At 45.8% G+C, this 20,373-nt stretch carries 17 protein-coding genes, 1 riboswitch and 1 other annotated feature; of the genes, 14 read left to right on the top strand and 3 right to left on the bottom strand.

Going from position 1 to position 20,373, the window contains the following annotated elements; translation table 11 throughout:
• Positions 1-356 precede the first annotated feature (356 nt).
• The 6 genes from yugI (at position 357) to KNP88_RS03640 (ending at position 6,252) form a co-directional block, all read left to right on the top strand.
• Complete coding sequence (yugI, locus tag KNP88_RS03665) at positions 357-749, top strand: S1 domain-containing post-transcriptional regulator GSP13 (RefSeq protein ID WP_012371159.1); 393 nt, start codon at positions 357-359, stop codon at positions 747-749.
• 135 nt (positions 750-884) lie between these two features.
• On the top strand, positions 885-2,051 hold the full coding sequence (locus KNP88_RS03660) for an iron-containing alcohol dehydrogenase (protein WP_214892328.1): 1,167 nt from the start codon (positions 885-887) through the stop codon (positions 2,049-2,051).
• Between the two features lie 113 nt (positions 2,052-2,164).
• The gene (locus tag KNP88_RS03655) at positions 2,165-3,514 is read left to right on the top strand and encodes a glucose-6-phosphate isomerase (protein WP_214892327.1); all 1,350 of its coding nucleotides are present in this window, start codon (positions 2,165-2,167) and stop codon (positions 3,512-3,514) included.
• A 133-nt stretch (positions 3,515-3,647) separates the two neighbouring features.
• The gene (gene ytkD, locus KNP88_RS03650) at positions 3,648-4,121 is read left to right on the top strand and encodes an RNA deprotection pyrophosphohydrolase (protein WP_029331221.1); all 474 of its coding nucleotides are present in this window, start codon (positions 3,648-3,650) and stop codon (positions 4,119-4,121) included.
• The gene (locus tag KNP88_RS03645) at positions 4,093-4,833 is read left to right on the top strand and encodes an alpha/beta hydrolase family protein (RefSeq protein ID WP_353048769.1); all 741 of its coding nucleotides are present in this window, start codon (positions 4,093-4,095) and stop codon (positions 4,831-4,833) included. Before ytkD ends, KNP88_RS03645 begins: the two co-directional genes overlap by 29 nt.
• 162 nt (positions 4,834-4,995) lie before the next feature.
• Positions 4,996-6,252 carry an EAL and HDOD domain-containing protein gene (locus tag KNP88_RS03640; protein WP_088837664.1) on the top strand — a complete coding sequence of 419 codons (1,257 nt, stop codon included), beginning with the start codon at positions 4,996-4,998 and terminating at the stop codon, positions 6,250-6,252.
• Positions 6,253-6,319: 67 nt separating this feature from the next.
• Here the strand turns inward: KNP88_RS03640 and pckA are convergent, their stop codons facing one another.
• Positions 6,320-7,888 (bottom strand): phosphoenolpyruvate carboxykinase (ATP), encoded by a 1,569-nt coding sequence (gene pckA / locus KNP88_RS03635; RefSeq protein ID WP_159173460.1) that lies wholly within the window; start codon positions 7,886-7,888, stop codon positions 6,320-6,322.
• A gap of 232 nt (positions 7,889-8,120) precedes the next feature.
• A riboswitch (SAM riboswitch) is annotated at positions 8,121-8,247 on the top strand.
• 128 nt (positions 8,248-8,375) lie between these two features.
• Here pckA and metK point away from each other — a divergent pair.
• From metK to KNP88_RS03620, 3 genes are all read left to right on the top strand, one after another.
• Entirely contained in the window at positions 8,376-9,584 is a 1,209-nt protein-coding gene (gene metK / locus KNP88_RS03630) for a methionine adenosyltransferase (protein WP_159173461.1), read from the top strand.
• Between the two features lie 141 nt (positions 9,585-9,725).
• Positions 9,726-10,214, top strand: a complete 489-nt coding sequence (locus tag KNP88_RS03625) for a GNAT family N-acetyltransferase (protein ID WP_214892325.1) — start codon at positions 9,726-9,728, stop codon at positions 10,212-10,214.
• 78 nt (positions 10,215-10,292) lie between these two features.
• On the top strand, positions 10,293-10,997 hold the full coding sequence (locus KNP88_RS03620) for an alpha/beta fold hydrolase (RefSeq protein ID WP_088837660.1): 705 nt from the start codon (positions 10,293-10,295) through the stop codon (positions 10,995-10,997).
• Positions 10,998-11,035: 38 nt separating this feature from the next.
• Here the strand turns inward: KNP88_RS03620 and mnmM are convergent, their stop codons facing one another.
• A complete protein-coding gene (mnmM, locus tag KNP88_RS03615; protein ID WP_088837659.1) occupies positions 11,036-11,626 on the bottom strand; it encodes a tRNA 5-(aminomethyl)-2-thiouridylate-methyltransferase MnmM in 591 nt (196 codons plus the stop codon).
• Between the two features lie 171 nt (positions 11,627-11,797).
• Between mnmM and KNP88_RS03610 the strand changes: the two genes are divergently transcribed.
• The 5 genes from KNP88_RS03610 (at position 11,798) to KNP88_RS03590 (ending at position 18,713) form a co-directional block, all read left to right on the top strand.
• Positions 11,798-12,973, top strand: a complete 1,176-nt coding sequence (locus KNP88_RS03610) for an MDR family MFS transporter (RefSeq protein WP_214804331.1) — start codon at positions 11,798-11,800, stop codon at positions 12,971-12,973.
• Positions 12,974-13,148: 175 nt separating this feature from the next.
• Positions 13,149-14,180 carry a peptidoglycan bridge formation glycyltransferase FemA/FemB family protein gene (locus tag KNP88_RS03605; protein WP_214892323.1) on the top strand — a complete coding sequence of 344 codons (1,032 nt, stop codon included), beginning with the start codon at positions 13,149-13,151 and terminating at the stop codon, positions 14,178-14,180.
• Positions 14,181-14,240: 60 nt separating this feature from the next.
• Positions 14,241-14,885 (top strand): HAD family hydrolase, encoded by a 645-nt coding sequence (locus KNP88_RS03600; protein WP_214892321.1) that lies wholly within the window; start codon positions 14,241-14,243, stop codon positions 14,883-14,885.
• A 39-nt stretch (positions 14,886-14,924) separates the two neighbouring features.
• Positions 14,925-15,147, top strand: a binding site (T-box leader).
• 47 nt (positions 15,148-15,194) lie between these two features.
• The gene (gene leuS / locus KNP88_RS03595) at positions 15,195-17,600 is read left to right on the top strand and encodes a leucine--tRNA ligase (protein WP_214892319.1); all 2,406 of its coding nucleotides are present in this window, start codon (positions 15,195-15,197) and stop codon (positions 17,598-17,600) included.
• 132 nt (positions 17,601-17,732) lie between these two features.
• On the top strand, positions 17,733-18,713 hold the full coding sequence (locus KNP88_RS03590) for a hypothetical protein (RefSeq protein WP_214892317.1): 981 nt from the start codon (positions 17,733-17,735) through the stop codon (positions 18,711-18,713).
• 61 nt (positions 18,714-18,774) lie between these two features.
• Here the strand turns inward: KNP88_RS03590 and KNP88_RS03585 are convergent, their stop codons facing one another.
• Positions 18,775-20,040, bottom strand: a complete 1,266-nt coding sequence (locus KNP88_RS03585; protein WP_214892315.1) for a BaiN/RdsA family NAD(P)/FAD-dependent oxidoreductase — start codon at positions 20,038-20,040, stop codon at positions 18,775-18,777.
• Positions 20,041-20,373 lie beyond the last annotated feature (333 nt).

Raw genomic sequence — 20,373 nt, 5'->3', positions numbered from 1 at the left:
TTGATTGCTTCACGATTCGTTTTCCTTTACGCTAGGACAGGTGAGGTCATGTTCGGCTCCTGCGGGAAAACAAGACAATCATGACCCTGGAAGATGCAACGCATCTGAAGCGGCATGATGTCTTGTCCGCGGAAAGCGAGCAGACCGAACCGGTTCTTTTTGCGTTGAGGAGTAAGAAGAAACAAAAAAAGGGCCGGACTCGAAAAGTCCGGCAGAATCAGGGGGAATACTTGAAGTCTTGCTACTAAAATGTTCCCTCGGAAAATAAAAAATAAACAATTTAAAAAATATTTTTTACCATCCGTAAAAAGTATGTTATTATAAGTTGATGAATTTAGTTAGGGAGTGTATAAACTATGGCAAACTTTGAAAAAGACCAAGTCGTTACTGGTAAAGTAACTGGTATTCAAAACTTCGGTGCTTTCGTAGCACTTGACGAGCAAACACAAGGTCTCGTCCACATCTCAGAAATCTCACACGATTACGTAAAAGACATCAACGATTACGTAAAAGTTGGCGATGAAGTAACTGTTAAAGTTCTCGACATCGACGAAGCTAACAAAAAAATGAAGCTTTCGATCAAAGCAACTCAGGAAGCTCCAAAACGCGAAGCACGCGCTAAAGGCCCACGCAAAAACGCTGGACGCCGCGATGCAGGTCCTGCTTTCAAACAAGAAGAAGCTCCTGGCTTCAACGTGTTAAAAGGCAAATTGGAAGAATGGATTGAAAAATCAAACTTCCAAAAATAAGAATGTTTAAGAGAATCGACATCGGTCGGTTCTCTTTTTTTTCGTTTTTTTGCGTTATAAGCATTAAAATAGATGCGAAAGGGGAATGTGTGGATAATGTAAGGTGTTCATTACTTATCAAGGGGGCAACACACAATGGAAAACTTTCAATATCGCAATCCAACGAAATTAATTTTTGGTGACGGTCAAGTCAGCCAAATCAAAGAAGAACTCAAAACGTTAAATGCTAAGAAAGTCATGCTCGTCTTCGGTGGCGGAAGTATTAAACGCAACGGCGTATATGACGACGTTACACGCGAACTGAACGAAGCAGGAATCGAATATGTCGAATGTGACGGCGTTGAGCCAAACCCGCGTATCGAAACAGCAGAGCGCGGCATTAAGATTGCGCGTGAAGCAGGCGTTGATGCATTACTCGCACTTGGCGGCGGTTCTGTCATCGACTGTACAAAATTGATCGCAGCAGGTATTCCGTACGAAGGTCCGGCATGGGATCTCGTCATCGGTAAAGCGACGCCAGAAACAGTCATTCCATTCGGAACAGTCTTGACACTTGCTGCAACCGGTTCAGAAATGAACTCAGGTTCTGTCATCACGAACTGGAAAACGCAAGAGAAATACGGTTGGGGCAGCCCGCTTACATTCCCGACGTTCTCCGTCCTTGATCCGAAATACACGGTCAGTGTTCCAAAAGACCAAACGATTTACGGAATCGTCGACATGATGAGTCACTGTCTTGAGCAGTACTTCCATACAGCCCATGCACCTGTCCAAGAACGAATGACAGAAGGCGTGATGCAGGCTGTCGTCGAAGCAGCACCAAAACTCGTCAACGACCTCGAGAACGTTGAGCTTCGTGGAACGATCCTCTTCGCAGGGACAATGGCACTAAACGGCGTTCTCCAAATGGGAGCACGCGGTGACTGGGCATCACACAATATCGAGCATGCCGTCTCTGCTGTTCATGACATCCCACACGCAGGTGGTCTTGCAATCCTCTTCCCGAACTGGATGCGCCACGTGTTAGACGAGTCAAACGCACACCGTTTCGTGACACTCGGTGAAAATGTCTTTAACGTTGATACAACAGGTAAATCAGAAATCGAAGCAGCCCATGCAACGATCGATGCCATCAGTGCATTCTGGACATCACTCGGTGCACCAAACCGTCTCGCGGATTACGACATCGAAGAAGATACAATCGACTCGATCGTGAAATCAGCCATGACACGCGGTGACTTCGGTAACTTCAAATCACTTGGCAGTGAAGATGTTCGTGAAATCGTAACAGCAGCGTTATAAGTTGCTCTAACATTTGCTAATCTTTTCACAAAAGACTTGAACGACCTTCCTTCTTGCGTTTTAATGAGAGGGAAGGTCGCATTTGTTTGCGAATGAATAAGGAGGACGATGGAATGACAACGGTACGTTTTGATTATTCGAAAGCATTACAATTCGTAGGACAACATGAAGTAGATTACATGGCAGACACGGTCAAGACATTACATGGAGCGATTCACAACGGCACAGGTGCCGGCAGTGACTTCCTCGGATGGGTCGACTTACCGACCAACTATGACAAAGCTGAATTTGCCCGTATTCAAGAATCAGCTGAAAAAATCAAATCAGATTCAGATGTATTGCTCGTCGTCGGAATCGGTGGATCTTACCTCGGAGCGCGTGCCGCAATCGAGATGTTAGGTCATTCTTTCCATAACCTGCTATCAAAAGAGGAGCGGAAGGCACCACAAATCATTTACGCGGGTCATAACATTTCATCGACGTATCTGCATGATTTGTTTGAAGTACTCGAAGGAAAAGATGTTTCTGTCAACATCATCTCTAAATCAGGGACGACGACAGAGCCGGCGATTTCATTCCGTTTGCTGAAATCGTTCATGGAAGAGAAATATGGACAAGCAGAAGCAAAAAACCGGATTTACGCAACGACGGATAAAGCACGTGGCGCGTTAAAAACGCTGGCTGACTCTGAAGGATACCAGACGTTCGTCATTCCGGATGATGTCGGGGGACGTTTCTCGGTCTTGACACCGGTCGGTCTTTTGCCAATCGCTGCTGCCGGTATTTCCATCGAGGAATTGATGGCTGGCGCGCGTGATGCACAAGAGAAATTCGCGAACGAAAATCTTGCCGAGAACGAAGCATATCAATATGCGGTCGTCCGAAATGCATTATATGCCAAAGGAAAAACGATTGAGCTTCTCGTCAACTACGAACCGGCGTTACATTATGTATCAGAATGGTGGAAACAGTTGTACGGAGAATCAGAAGGAAAAGACTTCAAAGGAATCTTCCCGGCAGCGGTCGATTTCTCGACGGATTTACACTCGATGGGTCAATACGTGCAAGAGGGGCGTCGTGATTTGTTTGAGACGGTCATCAAAGTCGGGCAAGCGCGTCATGAATTGACGATTGAAAAAGATGCACAAGATCTTGACGGCTTGAACTTCCTCGAAGGGAAATCAATCCAATTCGTCAACGATAAAGCGGCAGAAGGGACGTTACTTGCTCATACAGATGGTCAAGTTCCGAACTTAACCGTCGAATTACCAGAGATGACGCCGTACCATCTCGGATTCTTGTTCTATTTCTTCGAAAAAGCTTGCGCGATGAGCGGTTATCTTCTTGGAGTTAACCCATTCGACCAACCGGGTGTTGAGGCATATAAGAAAAATATGTTCGCACTTCTCGGAAAACCTGGTTTTGAAGCAGAAAAAGCAGAGCTCGAAGCACGCTTGAAATAAGTTAAAAAGGCATCTCCTGGATGACAGGGGATGCCTTTTTTTGTCATTCTCCTCGATTCCTACGCACTTTCACTTTTAGAATGCTTTCGAAACAGGTAAAGTGAAGGTAGAAGAAGAAATGAGGTGCACGTACGTGATTAGATTTTTAGATTACTATCAAAATCAAGTTGAGTTGAGTTTCGATGATCATCCATTCTCGACAAAACCTCTCCATGTCTGGGTCATTGCCGTGTACGAGGGGAAATGGCTATTGACGCATCATAAGCAGCGCGGGTACGAGTTTCCTGGGGGAAAAGTCGAACCGGGTGAAACAGCGGAAGAAGCGGCACGTCGTGAAGTGATGGAGGAGACAGGCGGTAGCATCGCAAGCCTCGCCTACATTGGTCAATATCGTGTCGAAGGACGAGGCGATACAATCATTAAGAATATCTACTTCGCCGAAATCGAATCACTCGTTCCGCATCTCGCTGTCGATGAGACAGACGGAGCCTTTTTGTTGGACGACCTCCCGCAGCGTCTTGACGCGAATCGAAAATACAGCTTTATGATGAAGGACCGTGTCCTTCCGGAGACACTTCGTGTACTCGCCGAACGCCGATTGGTTTGAATTACCGAAGCAAGGCCCCTTCCGGACGTTTCGTATTTACTATGAAACATCTGATCACGAACGGGTCGGTGCCTATGTCGTTTTACCGACACGTCCGAATGGGCAAGGGATGCTGTATTTACGTGGCGGGACACGTAATATCGGAATGGTTCGACCGACGCGACTGATGCAGTTTGCTCAAGCCGGATTTTTAGTCATGGCCCCTTTTTACCGAGGGAACTTAGGGGGCACAGGGAAGGAAGATTTTGGTCATCATGATATTCGTGATGCAACAGGGGCATATGATTGGTTAACCCGTCACGTGGAACGCGTCTCGGTGTTTGGCTTCTCTCGTGGTGGACAGATGGCCTTGTTGTTGGCACATCATCGCCCGGTCGCGCGCACGGTCTCATGGGCAGGGGTGACGAATCTCGTCTGGACATATGAAGAACAGAGAACGATGCAAAAGATGTTACGCCGTTTCACGGGTGGATTGCCAGAGACGCAACAACATGCGTATCAAGTACGTTCGCCACTCTACGCGGCCCCACAAGGGCAAGTCTTGCTGATTCACGGGCGATATGATCAAAAGGTTCGCTTACGTCATGCAACGAATTATGCTGCACGCTACCCGAGTCAGACGCGGCTTCGTATTTACGAGCAGGCCCATCAGTTTCCGTTGCATGAAAAATTTGCTGTGACGAAGGAAATCATCGATTGGATGATGCACTGATAACATAGGATGTAGTCACCTCGAACAGCCGGGGTGACTTTTTTTAAAAAATCAGTAACATTGATATGTTTTAAAAAAGCATTTTTTAAACAGAAAACAATATTTGGTATACTAAAAAATATGAAGTGAACTATAGGGTGGAAGACAAAAGGGGAGAACGGGATGGAAATCTTGTTGGCACGACAACCAATCGTGAATCGATCCGGTGCCATCGATGCGTTTGAATTATTATATCGTTCAGTTGAAGCTCCTGCTATTTTTGATGGTGAGTTAGCGACGATGGACGTGTTGACGAATACGCTCGTCCATTTAGGTGTCGATCGAGTGGCAGAAGGAAAACGTTTATTCATCAATTTCACCGGTGATTTATTGCAAGGTGAGCTGATTGATCACTTAGATCCGGAACGATTTGTCATCGAAGTGCTTGAGACCGTCGTCATCGATTCGCATATGCTGTCGGTTTTGAAAAAATGGAAAGAGGCTGGATTTCAATTGGCCTTGGATGATTTCGTGACGGATTTATTACGAAATCATGGTCCAGAGTTGTTTGATTTAATTGATTTAATAAAAATTGATATCGAAGCAATCAACCCACGTGAACAAAGTGCGATTTTACATATCGTTAAACGAAACTATCCGCATATCCGTTTGTTGGCAGAGCGTGTCGAAACGCATGAAGATCATCTGCGTAGCTTGAGCATGGGGTATGACTGGTTCCAAGGCTACTTTTATGCAAAACCGATGCTGATGAAAGGGAAGGCTGTTCCGCCACAATTGCCTGTATTGTTAAAGATGTTGAAGTGGCTCGAATCAGATGAGTATTATGATCAAGTCGTTGATGAAATCGAAGGAAATCCATACATTAGTGTGCAAGTCCTTCAGCTTATCAATTCTCCCGGGATTGGTCTTCGAAATACCGTCGAATCCGTTCGTCAAGCGATTTCACTGCTCGGGTTTTCACAACTTAAAAGTTGGATTTCGTTAATCGTTTTACGAGAGATGCGACTTGCGAGTCCGTACAAGTGGTCAGACGAGTTGTTACGTTCTTCACTGCATTGTGCCAAGCTATGCGAGTTATTTGCACTTGAAACAAAGACGTTACGTCCGGAAAGTGCCTACATGATTGGCTTACTCTCGCATATCGATGCATTACTGTCAGTCGATATTGATGAAATCATTGATCAATTACCAATCGAGTCGACGTTGAAAATCGTGTTACAAGGAAAAGATCACCCGTTTCGTGATTGTTTATTGCTCGCGATTAGTGCCGACCGTGGTGAATTTGAACAGTTTGAAAAACTAACCCATCGTTTTGGTATTTCAAAACAGCGTGCCTATGCACTATTAAAAGAGAGTCAAGATTGGTTGACTAAAAAAGAACTTCATCTGCAACCGGATGAAGAAGATTCAATCGTCTGATGGACGTTAAAAGGCACCAGCTCACTGAACATACAGTGTCTGGTGCCTTTTAATTATCTTAATTTAATTAAACACGTGGCCCTGCTGATTTGATTTCAGTAGTTGCACTGTCGAACCGTGTGAAATTTTGTTTGAATTTAGTTGCCAAAGCCCGTGCTTGTTGTTCATACGCATCAGCATCCGACCAAACTTTGACAGGATTGAGCAAGTCGCTTGGGACACCAGGGACTTCGAGCGGCATGTGTAGCCCGAAAATCGGATGCTCTTCCGTCGGGATATCAGCGAGCGTGCCGTTGACAGCTGCATTGACCATCGTCCGTGTATAGGAAAGCTTCATCCGACTTCCCGTCCCATATGCGCCACCCGTCCAGCCTGTATTGACGAGGTAGACCGTGACACCGTGCCGGTCGATGAGCTCACCGAGCATCGTTGCATATTTTTCAGGAATGAGCGGTAAGAAAGGCGAACCGAAGCATGTCGAGAATGTCGCTTCCGGTTCTGTTACGCCACGCTCTGTCCCGGCTAACTTCGATGTATACCCGGATAAGAAGTGATACATCGCTTGCTCCTTCGTCAACTTACTGATTGGCGGCAGGACGCCGTAAGCATCAGCTGTTAAAAAGACAATCGTTTTCGGATGTCCGGCGCGTGATGGTACTGCAATATTATCAATCGCTGTAATCGGATAAGCGGCCCGTGTGTTTTCCGTTTTCGACGTATCATCATAGTCAGGAATTCGTGCATCATCGAGGACGACGTTTTCGAGGACAGTGCCAAAACGAATCGCATCAAAGATTTGTGGTTCTTTTTCGCGCGATAGGTTGACCGTTTTTGCGTAACAGCCACCTTCGATATTGAAGACGCCGTCGTTGGACCACCCGTGCTCATCGTCACCAATCAATTGACGACTGTCGTCAGCAGACAGTGTGGTCTTACCAGTACCGGATAATCCGAAGAATAAAGCGACGTCACCCTCATGACCGACGTTAGCCGAGCAATGCATCGATAAGACGTCTCGTTGAGGTAAAAGGTAGTTCATGACAGAGAAAATCGATTTTTTGATTTCGCCCGCATATTCCGTTCCACCGATTAAGACAATCCGATGTTCGAATGACATGGCGATGAACGTTTCGGAATTCGTTCCATCGACTTTCGGATCTGCTTTGAAGTGAGGCGCATAAATAACCGTGAAAGGCTCAAAAGCAGCTTCTGTCGGATATTCACGCAAAAATAGTTGTTTTGCAAACAAATTATGCCAAGCATATTGTGTCACGATCCGAACCGGAAGGGTAAAATGAGTGTCTGCACCAGCAGCAGCTTCTGTGTAGTAGAGCTGATCTGCTTCATTCATGTAGCGAAGAACTTTTTGTAAAAGTTGCTCGAAGTTGTCTGCTTCCATCGGTTGATTGACATGGCCCCAATCGATATGTGACTCGCATGACTGATCGCGAACAATGAACTTGTCTTTAGGTGAACGACCTGTAAATTTCCCCGTTTCTACAGACAGAGCGCCATTTTCAGCAAGAACCCCTTCTTCGTTACGAATTGCATGTTCGACTAGCTCAGCAACAGATAGTTGTTTGAACACATGCTCCTTCTTGAGTAGCTCTTCGATATTCAGGACCGTCATCGGCATCCTGACCCCACCTTTCCCCTACGTTGGTTTAGCTCTGGCATTTAGTATGACACATTTATTATATATGACATACTAAAGGATGAGCAATCCTTTTTTAGCGCTGATTTCTATTTTTCTGGAAACGCTTTCAGCATTAACAGTTTAACATCTCTTCGGGAAAGTTTCGACTAGAAATTAAAACGTAGCTTGACAGAGTGGTCACAACTTTATATCATGTAATTCGTAACGGATACTCTTATTCTGAGCAGGTGGAGGGAACAAGGCCCGAAGAAACCCGGCAACCGTCCTACATTAAGAATTCTATTAATGAAGGAAAAGGTGCTCTCCTGAAGCGAAGTAAACACTTCGAACGATAAGAGGGTAAAGGAAGAACGCACAACCTTTCCCTGACCATTTTTTGGACATGGAGAGGTTTTTTTCATTTTACCGTCCCACTCAACTAGGGGAAATGAGTACACCGTCAAATTCTTTTTTGGGAGGGTCAAACATGACAAACCTTAATCGCCGGCTATTTACGTCGGAGTCAGTTACTGAAGGTCACCCGGATAAAATCTGTGACCAAATCTCGGATTCTATCTTAGATGCAATCCTCGCAGCCGATCCGAATGCTCGTGTCGCTGCTGAAACATCTGTCACGACAGGACTTGTCCTCGTCGCAGGTGAAATCACGACATCGACTTATGTCGATATCCCGAAAGTCGTTCGCGAAACAATTCGTGAGATTGGCTATACACGCGCTAAATATGGTTTCGATGCAGACACTTGTGCTGTATTGACTTCAATCGATGAGCAATCAGCAGATATCGCTCTCGGTGTTGACCAAGCGCTTGAAGCACGCGAAGGTAGCATGTCAGATGAAGAAATCGATGCAATCGGTGCAGGGGACCAAGGTCTCATGTTCGGTTATGCAACGAAAGAAACGCCTGAATTGATGCCACTTCCGATTTCACTTTCACACAAACTTGCTCGTCGTCTCGCAGAAGTCCGTAAAACTGGACAACTTGACTACCTCCGTCCGGATGGTAAGACGCAAGTAACTGTAGAATACAATGAGAATAACGAACCGGTTCGTGTCGATACAATCGTCATCTCAACACAACATGCAGAAGAAGTGACGCTTGAGCAAATCCAAGCAGACCTGAAAGAGCATGTCATCGCACCTGTGATTCCATCAGAATACATCGATGCGGAAACAAAGTTCTTCATTAACCCGACAGGCCGCTTCGTAATCGGTGGACCACAAGGTGATGCAGGATTAACTGGACGTAAAATCATCGTTGATACGTATGGTGGATATGCACGTCATGGCGGCGGCGCATTCTCTGGTAAAGATCCAACAAAAGTTGACCGTTCTGCAGCATATGCAGCACGTTACGTCGCGAAAAACCTCGTAGCTGCTGGTCTTGCAGATAAAGCAGAAGTTCAACTTGCGTACGCGATTGGTGTCGCGCACCCAGTATCGATTGCAGTTGATACGTTTGGAACAGGTAAACTTCCAGAAGCACAACTCGTCGAACTCGTTGCTGAAAACTTCGATCTTCGCCCAGCAGGGATCATCAACATGCTTGATCTCCGCCGTCCGATTTATCGTCAGACAGCAGCTTATGGTCATTTCGGTCGTACAGATATCGAATTACCATGGGAGCAAACAGATAAAGCAGCAATTCTTGAAGAACAAGCGAAACGATTCGCTTAATTTTCAGTTCAGAAGCAGACTCGCATGAGTTTGTTTCTGAACTTTTTTTGTTTGTCTCGAACTTTGCAGGGAAACGAATGATTTTTCTAGAAAAGGGTAAAAGAACATGTACCGGTAAACGGAAAAAAGGGGGAGTCCGATATGGAGATACGCGAAGCAATTCCTACTGATGCGGCACGCATTCATGATATTGCCATTACCTCTTGGATGGATACGTACGAAGAGATTTATTCGGAAAGCTCGAAAGCCCATTTCGTACAAGAGGCGTATCCGCAAGAAAAAGTCGTTCGAGCAATTCGGACGGCGGAGGAAGCGCGGGGAGAATATTTCAATGTCGCCATTATCGAGGAAGAAATCGTCGGTTTCATCCATGCGATCGATGTTGACGGCACGTGGGAAATCGTTCGCTTGTATGTACTACCGAAATATCAACAAAATGGGATTGGACGAAAGTTGATTCGTGAACTTGAACACCAAGGTGCTTCCCCGATTGAAGTCTACGTTGAATCACGAAACTATAAAGCGCGCCAGTTTCTAGTCTCTTTCGGTTTTAGAGAAGAAAGTGAAACGACTGAAGAAATTTTCGGTCAAGTGGAACCTGTGACACGCTTAAAACGTATATATGAATGAAAATCCGACTTAAGATGGTTTTTGACATCAAGATGTAAACGTTATAATACAGAGATACTTGTATGAAGAGGTGAGTTTGTGGAAGATCAAGCAACAGGGATTATCGTACTCGTCTATCCCCTTCAACTGCGAGCGACGCCGAGCGATGCATTAATTCGAGTCCTTGAAAAGGATTATGAAGTGTTACGTGTAGACGCACCGCGCCGGATATCGCTTGAGGAACATCAACAACTGCTGAAGGATGCTTTACGAGAAGCCGGAAAACGAAAGTTACCGATTCATATCATCGCCTGCAGCATGGGCGCACTCGTCGTCAACCGGCTACTGCAGGAATATGAATTGCCGATTGCGAGTTTGTCGTATATTTCGCCGTTATTTGATTGGCATAATTCAAAACAACTCGGTGGCGTCAAACAAGTATTTGCAAGTGCATTCGATCGTTTTCGACCGGATGCGCCACTCGGGATGTTGCCGTTTGGTCAAAATAGTGAGGATACGGCACGTCTCGGTGAGTTGACATATGCACAGTACCGGGAGATTGAAGAAGAAATCGTCTTACATGATGAAGAGCGGAAGAAACTACCGCGAGTCAACCTCGCTTGTTTTTATGCACCGGACGATCAATTCGCGGACGTAAAATATACGTTAGAGATTTGCCGGAAAATGGGTGGCGATCAAATCTATCTTCAACGGCTCCATGGATTTCCGCATTTCAGCTTTGAACGTCTCAATACGCGGTTCGCTGAAAAATTATTGCTTTTTTTGAAGATGGTTGAGGAATGACAAAAAAGACGCTGTCGTGCTGACAGCGTCTTTTGCTATTAATCGAGTGTTTGCTTTTTTAATTTTTTTTCGATGGCGATGATGAAAGGTGGATTGTTTTGTTGATTGAGAAAACGATACTGTAAGACGGCGTAGTCTTGCTGCGAAAGACTTTCGACATAATCGAGAACAGCATCCCGTTCACGTCTTCCTTCTACATGTCCATGATAGATGACGAGGACGATTAAACCGCCGGGTACGAGGACAGGTAACAAAGCACCTAGCGCTTCTAACGTATCTTCACCGGTCGTCGTGACGGACTTGTCACTTCCTGGTAAATAACCAAGGTTGAAAACGCCCGCTCGAATCGGACGGGCTTCATTAACGAGGCGTGCGCCAACATGAATATGACTTTCGTGGTAGAGATCGACCCACTCTTTGACGTGAGCGGTTTCTAGACGACGTTTCGTTTCTTCAATCGCTTGTTCTTGTACATCGAAGGCGATGACACGACCGTCTGGTCCGACTTGCTCCGCAAGAAACAAGGTATCGTGACCATTTCCGGCAGTCATATCGACGACACAGTCTCCTTCGTGGATGACAGATTCTAAGAGTTCTTTGGCATAAGGTAAGACGCGGGCTAGTGACATGGGTTTAGGCTCCTGTTCAAATAAGATTGTTCTTTGTTCGTTCATCACGTATTCTTTTGTTCCTGATTATACCATTATTCCGATAATTCATTCAAAATGAAGTTTCTTGACAGAGCACAGAACAATTTCGTAAAGTGGCAAAGGTGAGAACTATATTGGAGGACACCTATTATGCCGAAATTACCTCGTGCGGTCTGGATTCTCGTGTTGGCGATGGCGATTAACACGACAGGAGCCTCTTTTTTATGGCCGTTTAATACATTATACATTCATGAATACTTAGGCGAATCCATGACCAAGGCAGGAATGGCCTTGTTCGTCAACTCGGCGCTCGCAATCGTCGGAAATTACATGGGTGGAAAAGCGTTTGATCGTTTAGGTGGGAAGCGGACGCTCATCATCAGTGTCATCGGACTCGTGATTGCTTCGATTGGTCTGCTGTTGTTCCATCAGACATTCATTGGTTATGTGACGATGCTTGGATTGATCGGTTTCGTCGGGGGGATGGTGTTCCCGACGATTTACGCATTAACCGGTCTGATTTGGCCAAAAGGCGGACGACGTGCCTTCAATGCAATCTATGTAGCACAAAACGTTGGAGTTGCGCTTGGTACGGCAGTCAGTGGTCAAATTGCTGCGATTGATATTCAATTTATTTTCATCGCGAACTTATTGCTCTATGTAGTGTTTGCGATTGTTCTGTTCATAGGATTGAACTGGATTCAGGCGCCGCAGGTTAAACGACAAAAAGAGTTTACGACGGAAGAAGTCCGTGAGCCGTTATCGAAGGAATCGGTTCGGACGATGCTCTACGTTTCAGTCGGATATGCGTTGCTTTGGTTCGTTTACGTACAATGGCAAGGAACGTTTGCCGTCCACACGAAATCACTTGGTGTGACGATTTCCGAGTACTCAATTTTATGGACAATCAATGGAGCATTAATCGTCTTCGCACAACCGCTCTTGACGCCGATTTTAAGATGGTTCGGAGATGATCTAAAACGTCAATTATTGACGGGAACGGGCATTTTCTTATTATCCTATCTCATCGTACCGTTTGCTGAAGGGTTTGAAATGTTTCTTGTTGCGATGGTCATTTTAACGATTGGAGAGATGTTCATTTGGCCAGCTGTCCCTGCGATGGCGGCACGACTTGCACCGATCGGTAAAGAAGGTGAATTCCAAGGCTACGTCAACATTGCGGCTTCCGCCGGACGGATGATTAGTCCGACGGTCGGTGGATTGATTTACGATTTATCTGGGATGAATGCGGTCTTCTTGACGCTAATCGGATTGATTTTACTTGCAGGTATCGTATTTGTTCGAGCAATTCCTAAAATCAATTAAGATATCTTAGACCAACTGTTTCGAAAAAGAAATAGTTGGTCTTTTTTTTGCTGGACGGAATAAAAAGAAACCAAACAGGGTAATGACTTAAAGAGGTAAAATTTAATTAATTAACCAAATTAAAGAAATTTAATTTTATTTTTATGGTCTGTTTTTTAACAGGAGGTGTACCAGAATGGCAAAGTGCGTTTTCATCGACGATCAGGCGACTTGGACAGCACTTATTCGCAATCAGCCGCTAGACATCTTTTACAGTTATGAATACGTTATGTTAAATGCACGAGAAGGGGAACATCCCGGGTTGATTTATTTTCAAGGAGAGGCCGGGAAACTGTTTTATCCTTTCTTAAAACGAGCTATTTTTGAAACGGAGTATTGGGATTTGATTACTCCATACGGATATGGCGGCCCTGAAGTGGTGGGTGATTTGACTGAAAAAGAGTGGGCAGAGGCTCGAACTTCCTTTTATGACTGGGCGTTGCAGAAAAAGATTGTCACAGAGTTGATCCGATACAATCCGTTGACTGAAAATCAGCGGTATGCACACCACTGGACACAAAAAGAATTTATTCGACATACCACGAGTATCGACCTACGACCATCCGTAGAAGAAATTACACAGACATTTCATAAGAAGACGCGGAGTATGATTCGGAAATCACTGGCTTCTGATTTAGTTGTCCGGCGAGGGACACACGAAGATTTACAATCGTTCATTCAATTGTATTATCAGACGATGGACCGAAAGGACGCTTCGAGCCATTACTACTTTTCTCGAGATTACTTCGAACAGTTATTTGAGCCGACGAACCTCTGTACGCCGCTCCTCTTGATTGCAGAACTTAACGAGGAAATCATCGGAGGTTACTTCGTTTTACTTGGTCGAGAATTTGCACATGGTCATTTGATTGGCTGTAAGCGGGATGAACATAAGGTCTATCCAAATCAACGGTTAGAATTCGAGGCTATTTTATGTGCGAAAGATGCCGGGTTGGTCGAACAGCATTTAGGTGGTGGGTATAAAGAGCGTGATAGCCTGTTCGAGAGTAAGTGTCGCTATACGGGCTATCGTTTATTTGAATATCATTTAGGAAAAAATGTTCTACTGCCTGCTCAATATGAACAACTGTGCCAGCTCTATGGAGACGGAGAGTTGGAACATTATTTTCCGGGATATCGTTCGCAACCAACACTGATTTCGAAATGATAAAAACGACAGTCCATCACTGTCGTTTTTTTGTTAAAATCAAAAAAAGGAGTGAATGGGATGCAAACGAGGGGTTTAATCTTCGATATGGATGGCGTCATTTTAGATAGTGAAATTCGCTACTTTGGGGTACATAAAAAAATGTTTCATCAACTCGGGATTCCACTTGATTTAGTTCAATATGCGACCTTCATGGGTAAGACGGGCGACGAGATGTGGCAGGAATTAATTGAACAACATCGCTTACCGCATCAAACGGATGCGTTACTTGCACAGGAACATGACTTATTTCAACAACACGCCAAGCCAGAAGACTGTGGATTAAAGGAAGGGGTTCATGAGTTGATGAGTATCGCTCGAAACGAAGGCTACGGGATTGCAATTGCATCATCGAGTTCGCTTGAAAAAATTGAACGCGTCATCGCATTTTATGGGTTGACAGTCGACGCCTACACGAGCGGTTTTGAAGTCCCGCGCTCTAAACCGGACCCTGCTATCTTCGAGCTGACAGCAAAACGGATGGGTCTCGCCCCAGAGTCATGTATCGTCATTGAGGATGCGGCGAACGGCATGATGGGGGCGAAAAAAGCTGGGATGGAAGTCATCGCGTTACTCGACGACCGGATGCCGGGGCAGATGTTACATCACGCGGATCATCAGGCTTCGACACATGCTGCGATTGGAGAAATTTTACGGAAACGTTGACGGTTGATTAAGATTCAGATTAAACTAACTAATAGATAGTCAGATGCAACGAACTGAAGTAGTAGTGGAGACATTCCGTTTAGAGAACTGGTGGGTGGTGCAAACCAGTCGGAACTGTCCATGAACTCGTCAGGGAGCATGATTCGTGAACAACGAGTAGCGAATCCGGTCCTTCACACCGTTATCTGTGAGTCAAGCGGTCTGTCATTGACAGACAACGTGGGTGGTACCGCGGAAGCCAAACCGGTCTTTCGTCCCTATTCTTAGGGGCGGAGGACCGGTTTTTTTTAATCAGAGGAGGAAGAATAGATGTCGTATAATCATCGTGAGATTGAACCAAAATGGCAAGCGCGCTGGGAACAGGATAACGCGTTCGTAACGACGGAAGACCCAAGTAAGGAAGGCTTTTATGCCCTCGACATGTTTCCTTATCCATCGGGAGCAGGACTGCATGTCGGACACCCGGAAGGATACACGGCAACGGATATCCTCGCCCGCATGAAACGGATGCAAGGGTATAACGTCCTCCACCCAATGGGATGGGATGCGTTCGGACTCCCGGCAGAACAGTATGCACTCGATACGGGGAATGACCCGCGTGAGTTCACGGCACAAAATATTGAAACGTTCAAACGTCAGTTGAAAGACCTCGGTTTTTCGTATGATTGGGACCGTGAAATCAATACAACGGATCCGAAATACTACAAATGGACACAGTGGATCTTTACACAACTTTACGAAAAAGGACTTGCGTTCGTCGACGAAGTGGCAGTCAACTGGTGCCCGGCACTTGGAACGGTCCTTGCGAATGAAGAAGTCATCGATGGATTGTCTGAACGTGGAAATCATCCCGTCGTCCGTGTCCCGATGCGCCAGTGGGTCCTTAAGATTACGGAATACGCGGACCGTCTACTCGACGATTTAGATGAACTCGATTGGCCGGAGTCGGTGAAAGAAATGCAACGGAACTGGATTGGTAAATCGGAAGGTGCGGAAATCGACTTTACGATTGACGGCCACAAAAAACAAGTCACGGTCTTCACGACACGTCCGGATACAGTCTTCGGCGCAACGTACCTCGTCTTAGCACCGGAGCATCCATTCGTCGCAGATATCATGACAGCAGAACATCAGGCAGCGGTCGAACGTTATATCGCGTCTGTTCAAACGAAATCGGATCTCGAACGAACGGATCTTGCAAAAGAGAAGACGGGTGTCTTCACGGGTGCGTTCGCCGTCAACCCGATTTCTGGCGAACGTCTTCCGATCTGGATTGCCGACTATGTTCTTGCGACGTATGGAACAGGTGCCATCATGGCCGTTCCGGCACATGACGAACGCGATCATGAGTTTGCAAAACAATTTGATCTTCCAATCATCGAAGTCGTAACGGGTGGAGATGTTCAAGAAGCGGCGTATACGGGAGAAGGGGAACACGTCAATTCTCAGATGCTCGACGGTCTCTCGAAGGCGGATGCAATCGAAACCATCATCGCGGAACTCGAAACGAACCAAGTCGGACGGAAGAAAATTACGTATCGTCTGCGTGACTGGCTCTTTAGCCGTCAACGCTATTGGGGCGAGCCGATTCCAGTCGTCCATATGGAAGACGGAACGATGAAGACGCTGGATAAAGAAGAGTTGCCACTTGAACTTCCGATGATTCCTGAAATCAAACCGTCGGGAACAGGAGAGTCGCCGCTTGCTCTTGCAGAAGAGTGGCTCGACTATACGGATCCTGTGACAGGGATGAAAGGACGCCGCGAAACGAACACGATGCCACAATGGGGCGGTAGCTGCTGGTACTACCTTCGTTTCATCGATCCGCATAATGAAGAGGCGCTCGCGGATCCGGAGAAATTAAAATACTGGCTTCCGGTCGATATTTATATCGGTGGGGCAGAACATGCGGTCCTTCACTTACTGTACGCACGTTTCTGGCACAAAGTGTTATACGATATCGGCGTTGTTCCGACAAAAGAGCCATTCCAAAAGCTGTATAACCAAGGGATGATTCTTGGCGAAAACAACGAAAAGATGTCGAAATCACGGGGGAACGTCATCAATCCGGATGAAATTGTCAAATCACACGGAGCAGATACGCTTCGTCTGTACGAAATGTTCATGGGACCACTCGATGCTTCTGTGTCCTGGTCGGAAAATGGGCTCGACGGTGCACGTCGCTTCCTTGACCGCGTCTGGCGTTTGTTCGAACGGACTGCAGACATTCAAGATGTCGAGACGGTTGACGCCGACTTTGAACGTGTCTATCACCAGACCGTCAAGAAAGTGACGGAAGACTTCTCGAACATTCAATTCAACACAGGGATTTCGCAGTTGATGGTCTTCGTCAACGAAGCGAACAAACAGCAAGTGTTGCCACGTCACTTCCTTCGTGGATTCATTCAGTTGTTGACACCCGTCGCACCTCACCTCGGGGAAGAGTTATGGGAACAACTCGGGTTTGAAGAGACATTAACGTATGCGGTGTGGCCGACATATGATGAAACGAAACTCGTCAGTGATACGATGGAGTTCGTCATTCAAGTCAACGGAAAAGTCCGTTCAAAATTGACAATCAGTATCGACGCAACAAAAGAAGAAATCGAAGCACTCGCGTTTGCAGATGAAAAAACAAAAGAGTGGATTGGCGACAAGACGGTTCGTAAAGTCATCGTCGTACCGAAAAAACTCATCAATATCGTAGCAAACTAATACGAATCCCCTTGCCCATGTAGTCATGGAGGAAGGGGATTGTTTTTGAATTCAGTCTCGCGTCCGCTTTTTTTTTAGTGCGCCTTCTGCTACACTGAATCAGAAACCGAGAGAGAAAGGCGATTTGTGTAAATGAAACGATCCTATATAGTCTATACAACGATTTTTGCCGTCGTCTCCGGTCTGATCCTTTGTATTCTACTCGTCTTCTCAAAACCAGAGACGTTAGCGCAAATTCAAGAGACCTTCACAAAAATCGAGACGCAATCAAAACACCAAGCAGCTGTCAAACAAGTGCCGCCAAGCCTTCCTTCTTCGATTCCGAATCCGGAAGAACCATTAATCAAGGATGTTCAACAGATGTTATATGATGATTCGATTGGTTCCTATCTTGTTGTGACGGAAGATTATCATTTCTTTGAAGTCAGTGGGACGGGCGAGCGAATCAATGCTTCCTTCCAATTGAAGAATGATGGCAAACTGTTACTCGCAGGGCTTGACGGAATGGCACTCGTTGATGGTGAAACGGTCGCATTACTGACATCAAATCAAATTCTTGTGACGATTACGCGAAAAGACGGTGCATGGTCGGAAGAAACGCGTGAAAAAATCAAAGGCACGACCATTCGAGATAATTTTCATGGGCTTGGGTACGATGCTGAAGAAAAAGAATTTTACACGATCAATAACATCCGGTCGTTAGGGCGCATCGAATTGACGTATTTTAAAACGAAGCAAGATGAAATTAAAATTGATCCTGATGCGACAGCAAAAGAGAAAAAGAAACTCAAGAAAAAGCAGAAACCTCCGTATTTGACGGTTGTTACGCGAGATCGAATCGATGCTGCAGATGGTATGCGGGCAGATGCAAAAAAAGCATTTGAAGAAAATTTCCGTCCGATTGGACTCGCAGAACGACAAGGGCGCATCTATACGTTGGACTCCGATTCCTTGTATCTTTATTCGATTGATGCGAAGGATAAGACGATCACGGGAGAATCTGCAAGTCCGAAAGTATACGGGGCAGAAGGAATCTTTGTTCAAGACAATGAACTGTTTGCTTTGGTCGAAACAGATAAATTTTCGAGCCGTTCGTTTACCCCGATCGATTGATCAAAAAAATTAAAAAGGTGTTCGTTCGTGAAAAAAATCACGAACGAACACCTTTTTTTAATTACGTCGTTTGATTGAGTAGAGCAGCATTCGTTCCGGCACAGTGTCCTGTTACAAAAGCAGCTGTAATGTTGTAGCCGCCGGTATAACCATGAATGTCTAAAATTTCTCCGGCAAAGAATAGACCGTCTGCTTTTTTCGACATCATCGTTTTTGGATGGATTTCTTTGATTGAGACCCCTCCGCCCGTGACGAAGGCTTTATCAAAATCAAGTGTCCCGGTCGCATGAAGTGGGAAACGTTTTAATGTTGTCAGCAGTTGCGTGAAATCTTGTTTCTTCACTTGCGTACAAACTTCGTCACCAAAACCGATTTGTGTGAAGAGTAATTCAAGCAAACGTTCCGGTACGAATCCCTTTAAGGCGTTTCGGACGGTTTTTTTCGGATTGGCTGCAAGCGCAGCCTGAAAACGTTCCGTCAATGCTCCGATTGATTCTTCTGGGAATAAGTCGATCGATAAATGAACGATTCGTTCGCCGGAGCGTTTGCGTTCCTTGATTGTATATTGGCTGCAACGTAGTGCGATCGGACCACTCAGCCCGAAATGCGTAAAGAGCAAATCACCCGTGTGTGTTTTAATGGCTTTATCTTTTTTTCCGTGAACCGTCAAAGCGACGTCGCGGAGCGAGAGCCCTTGAAGCGATTTCGCTTGAATAAAGGCATCGTTCAGTAAAATCGGGACTTCGGTCGGGAAAAGTTCGGTAATCGTATGACCGGCTTTTTCAGCCCATGGGTACCCGTCACCGGTCGAACCCGTATGGGGCACGGATTGTCCACCGACTGCAACGACACAACTGTTCGCCTCAAGGCGTGTGCCGTCTTGCATGAGAACGGCTGCAAATGAACCGTCTGTGTGAAACTCGAGCGACGCGACTTCTGCATTCGTTTGAATCTCGGCACCGTGCGCTCGGATTTGATCAATCAAGACACGGACGACGTCGGCTGCCTTATCCGAGACAGGGAACATCCGCCCGTTATCTTCTTCTTTTAACGCCACACCAAACCCTTCGAACAGGTCGATGATCGACTCGTTACTGAATTGTGAAAAGGCGCTGTATAAAAAACGCCCGTTTCCTGGGATTGACTGGACGAGTTCGTCGAGCGGTTTACGATTCGTGACGTTACAACGCCCACCACCGGAAATCGCAAGCTTTCTTCCTAATTTATTTCCTTTATCGAGCAGGAGTGTTTTCGCGCCTGCTTGTAAAGAGGCGAGCGTTGCCATCAAGCCGCTCGGTCCGCCTCCGATTACGATTACATCGTACATGCTGTCACCTCATTGAATAGTTTTCTGCTTGTTCCACTTTAGCAGAAGTTCGGTCTGTAAACAAACCGTCTCTTTCTTTTATGAGAGGGGAGCGGTATAATGATTTGCAATTGTGCATCATAGAACTTGTTAATTGAGACAATATATTATAGGTTGTCAAGCGTTGAACTACCTCCACCTACGCTTCGCTTAGAGGTAGAGGATTCCTGATCTTGGTTGTTTTCAAACTAAGAGTGTCGGACAATTGACGTGTCGGAAGACACGTCTTGCCCGAAGACGATCCATCTCCCACTCACACTAGGACTACGCGCTGAACGTTTAAAAGTGGGAGTA

The sequence above is a fragment of the Exiguobacterium sp. H66 genome (assembly GCF_018618705.1).
GTDB lineage: Bacteria > Bacillota > Bacilli > Exiguobacteriales > Exiguobacteriaceae > Exiguobacterium_A > Exiguobacterium_A oxidotolerans.
This window is presented reverse-complemented; position numbering and strand designations above follow the sequence as displayed.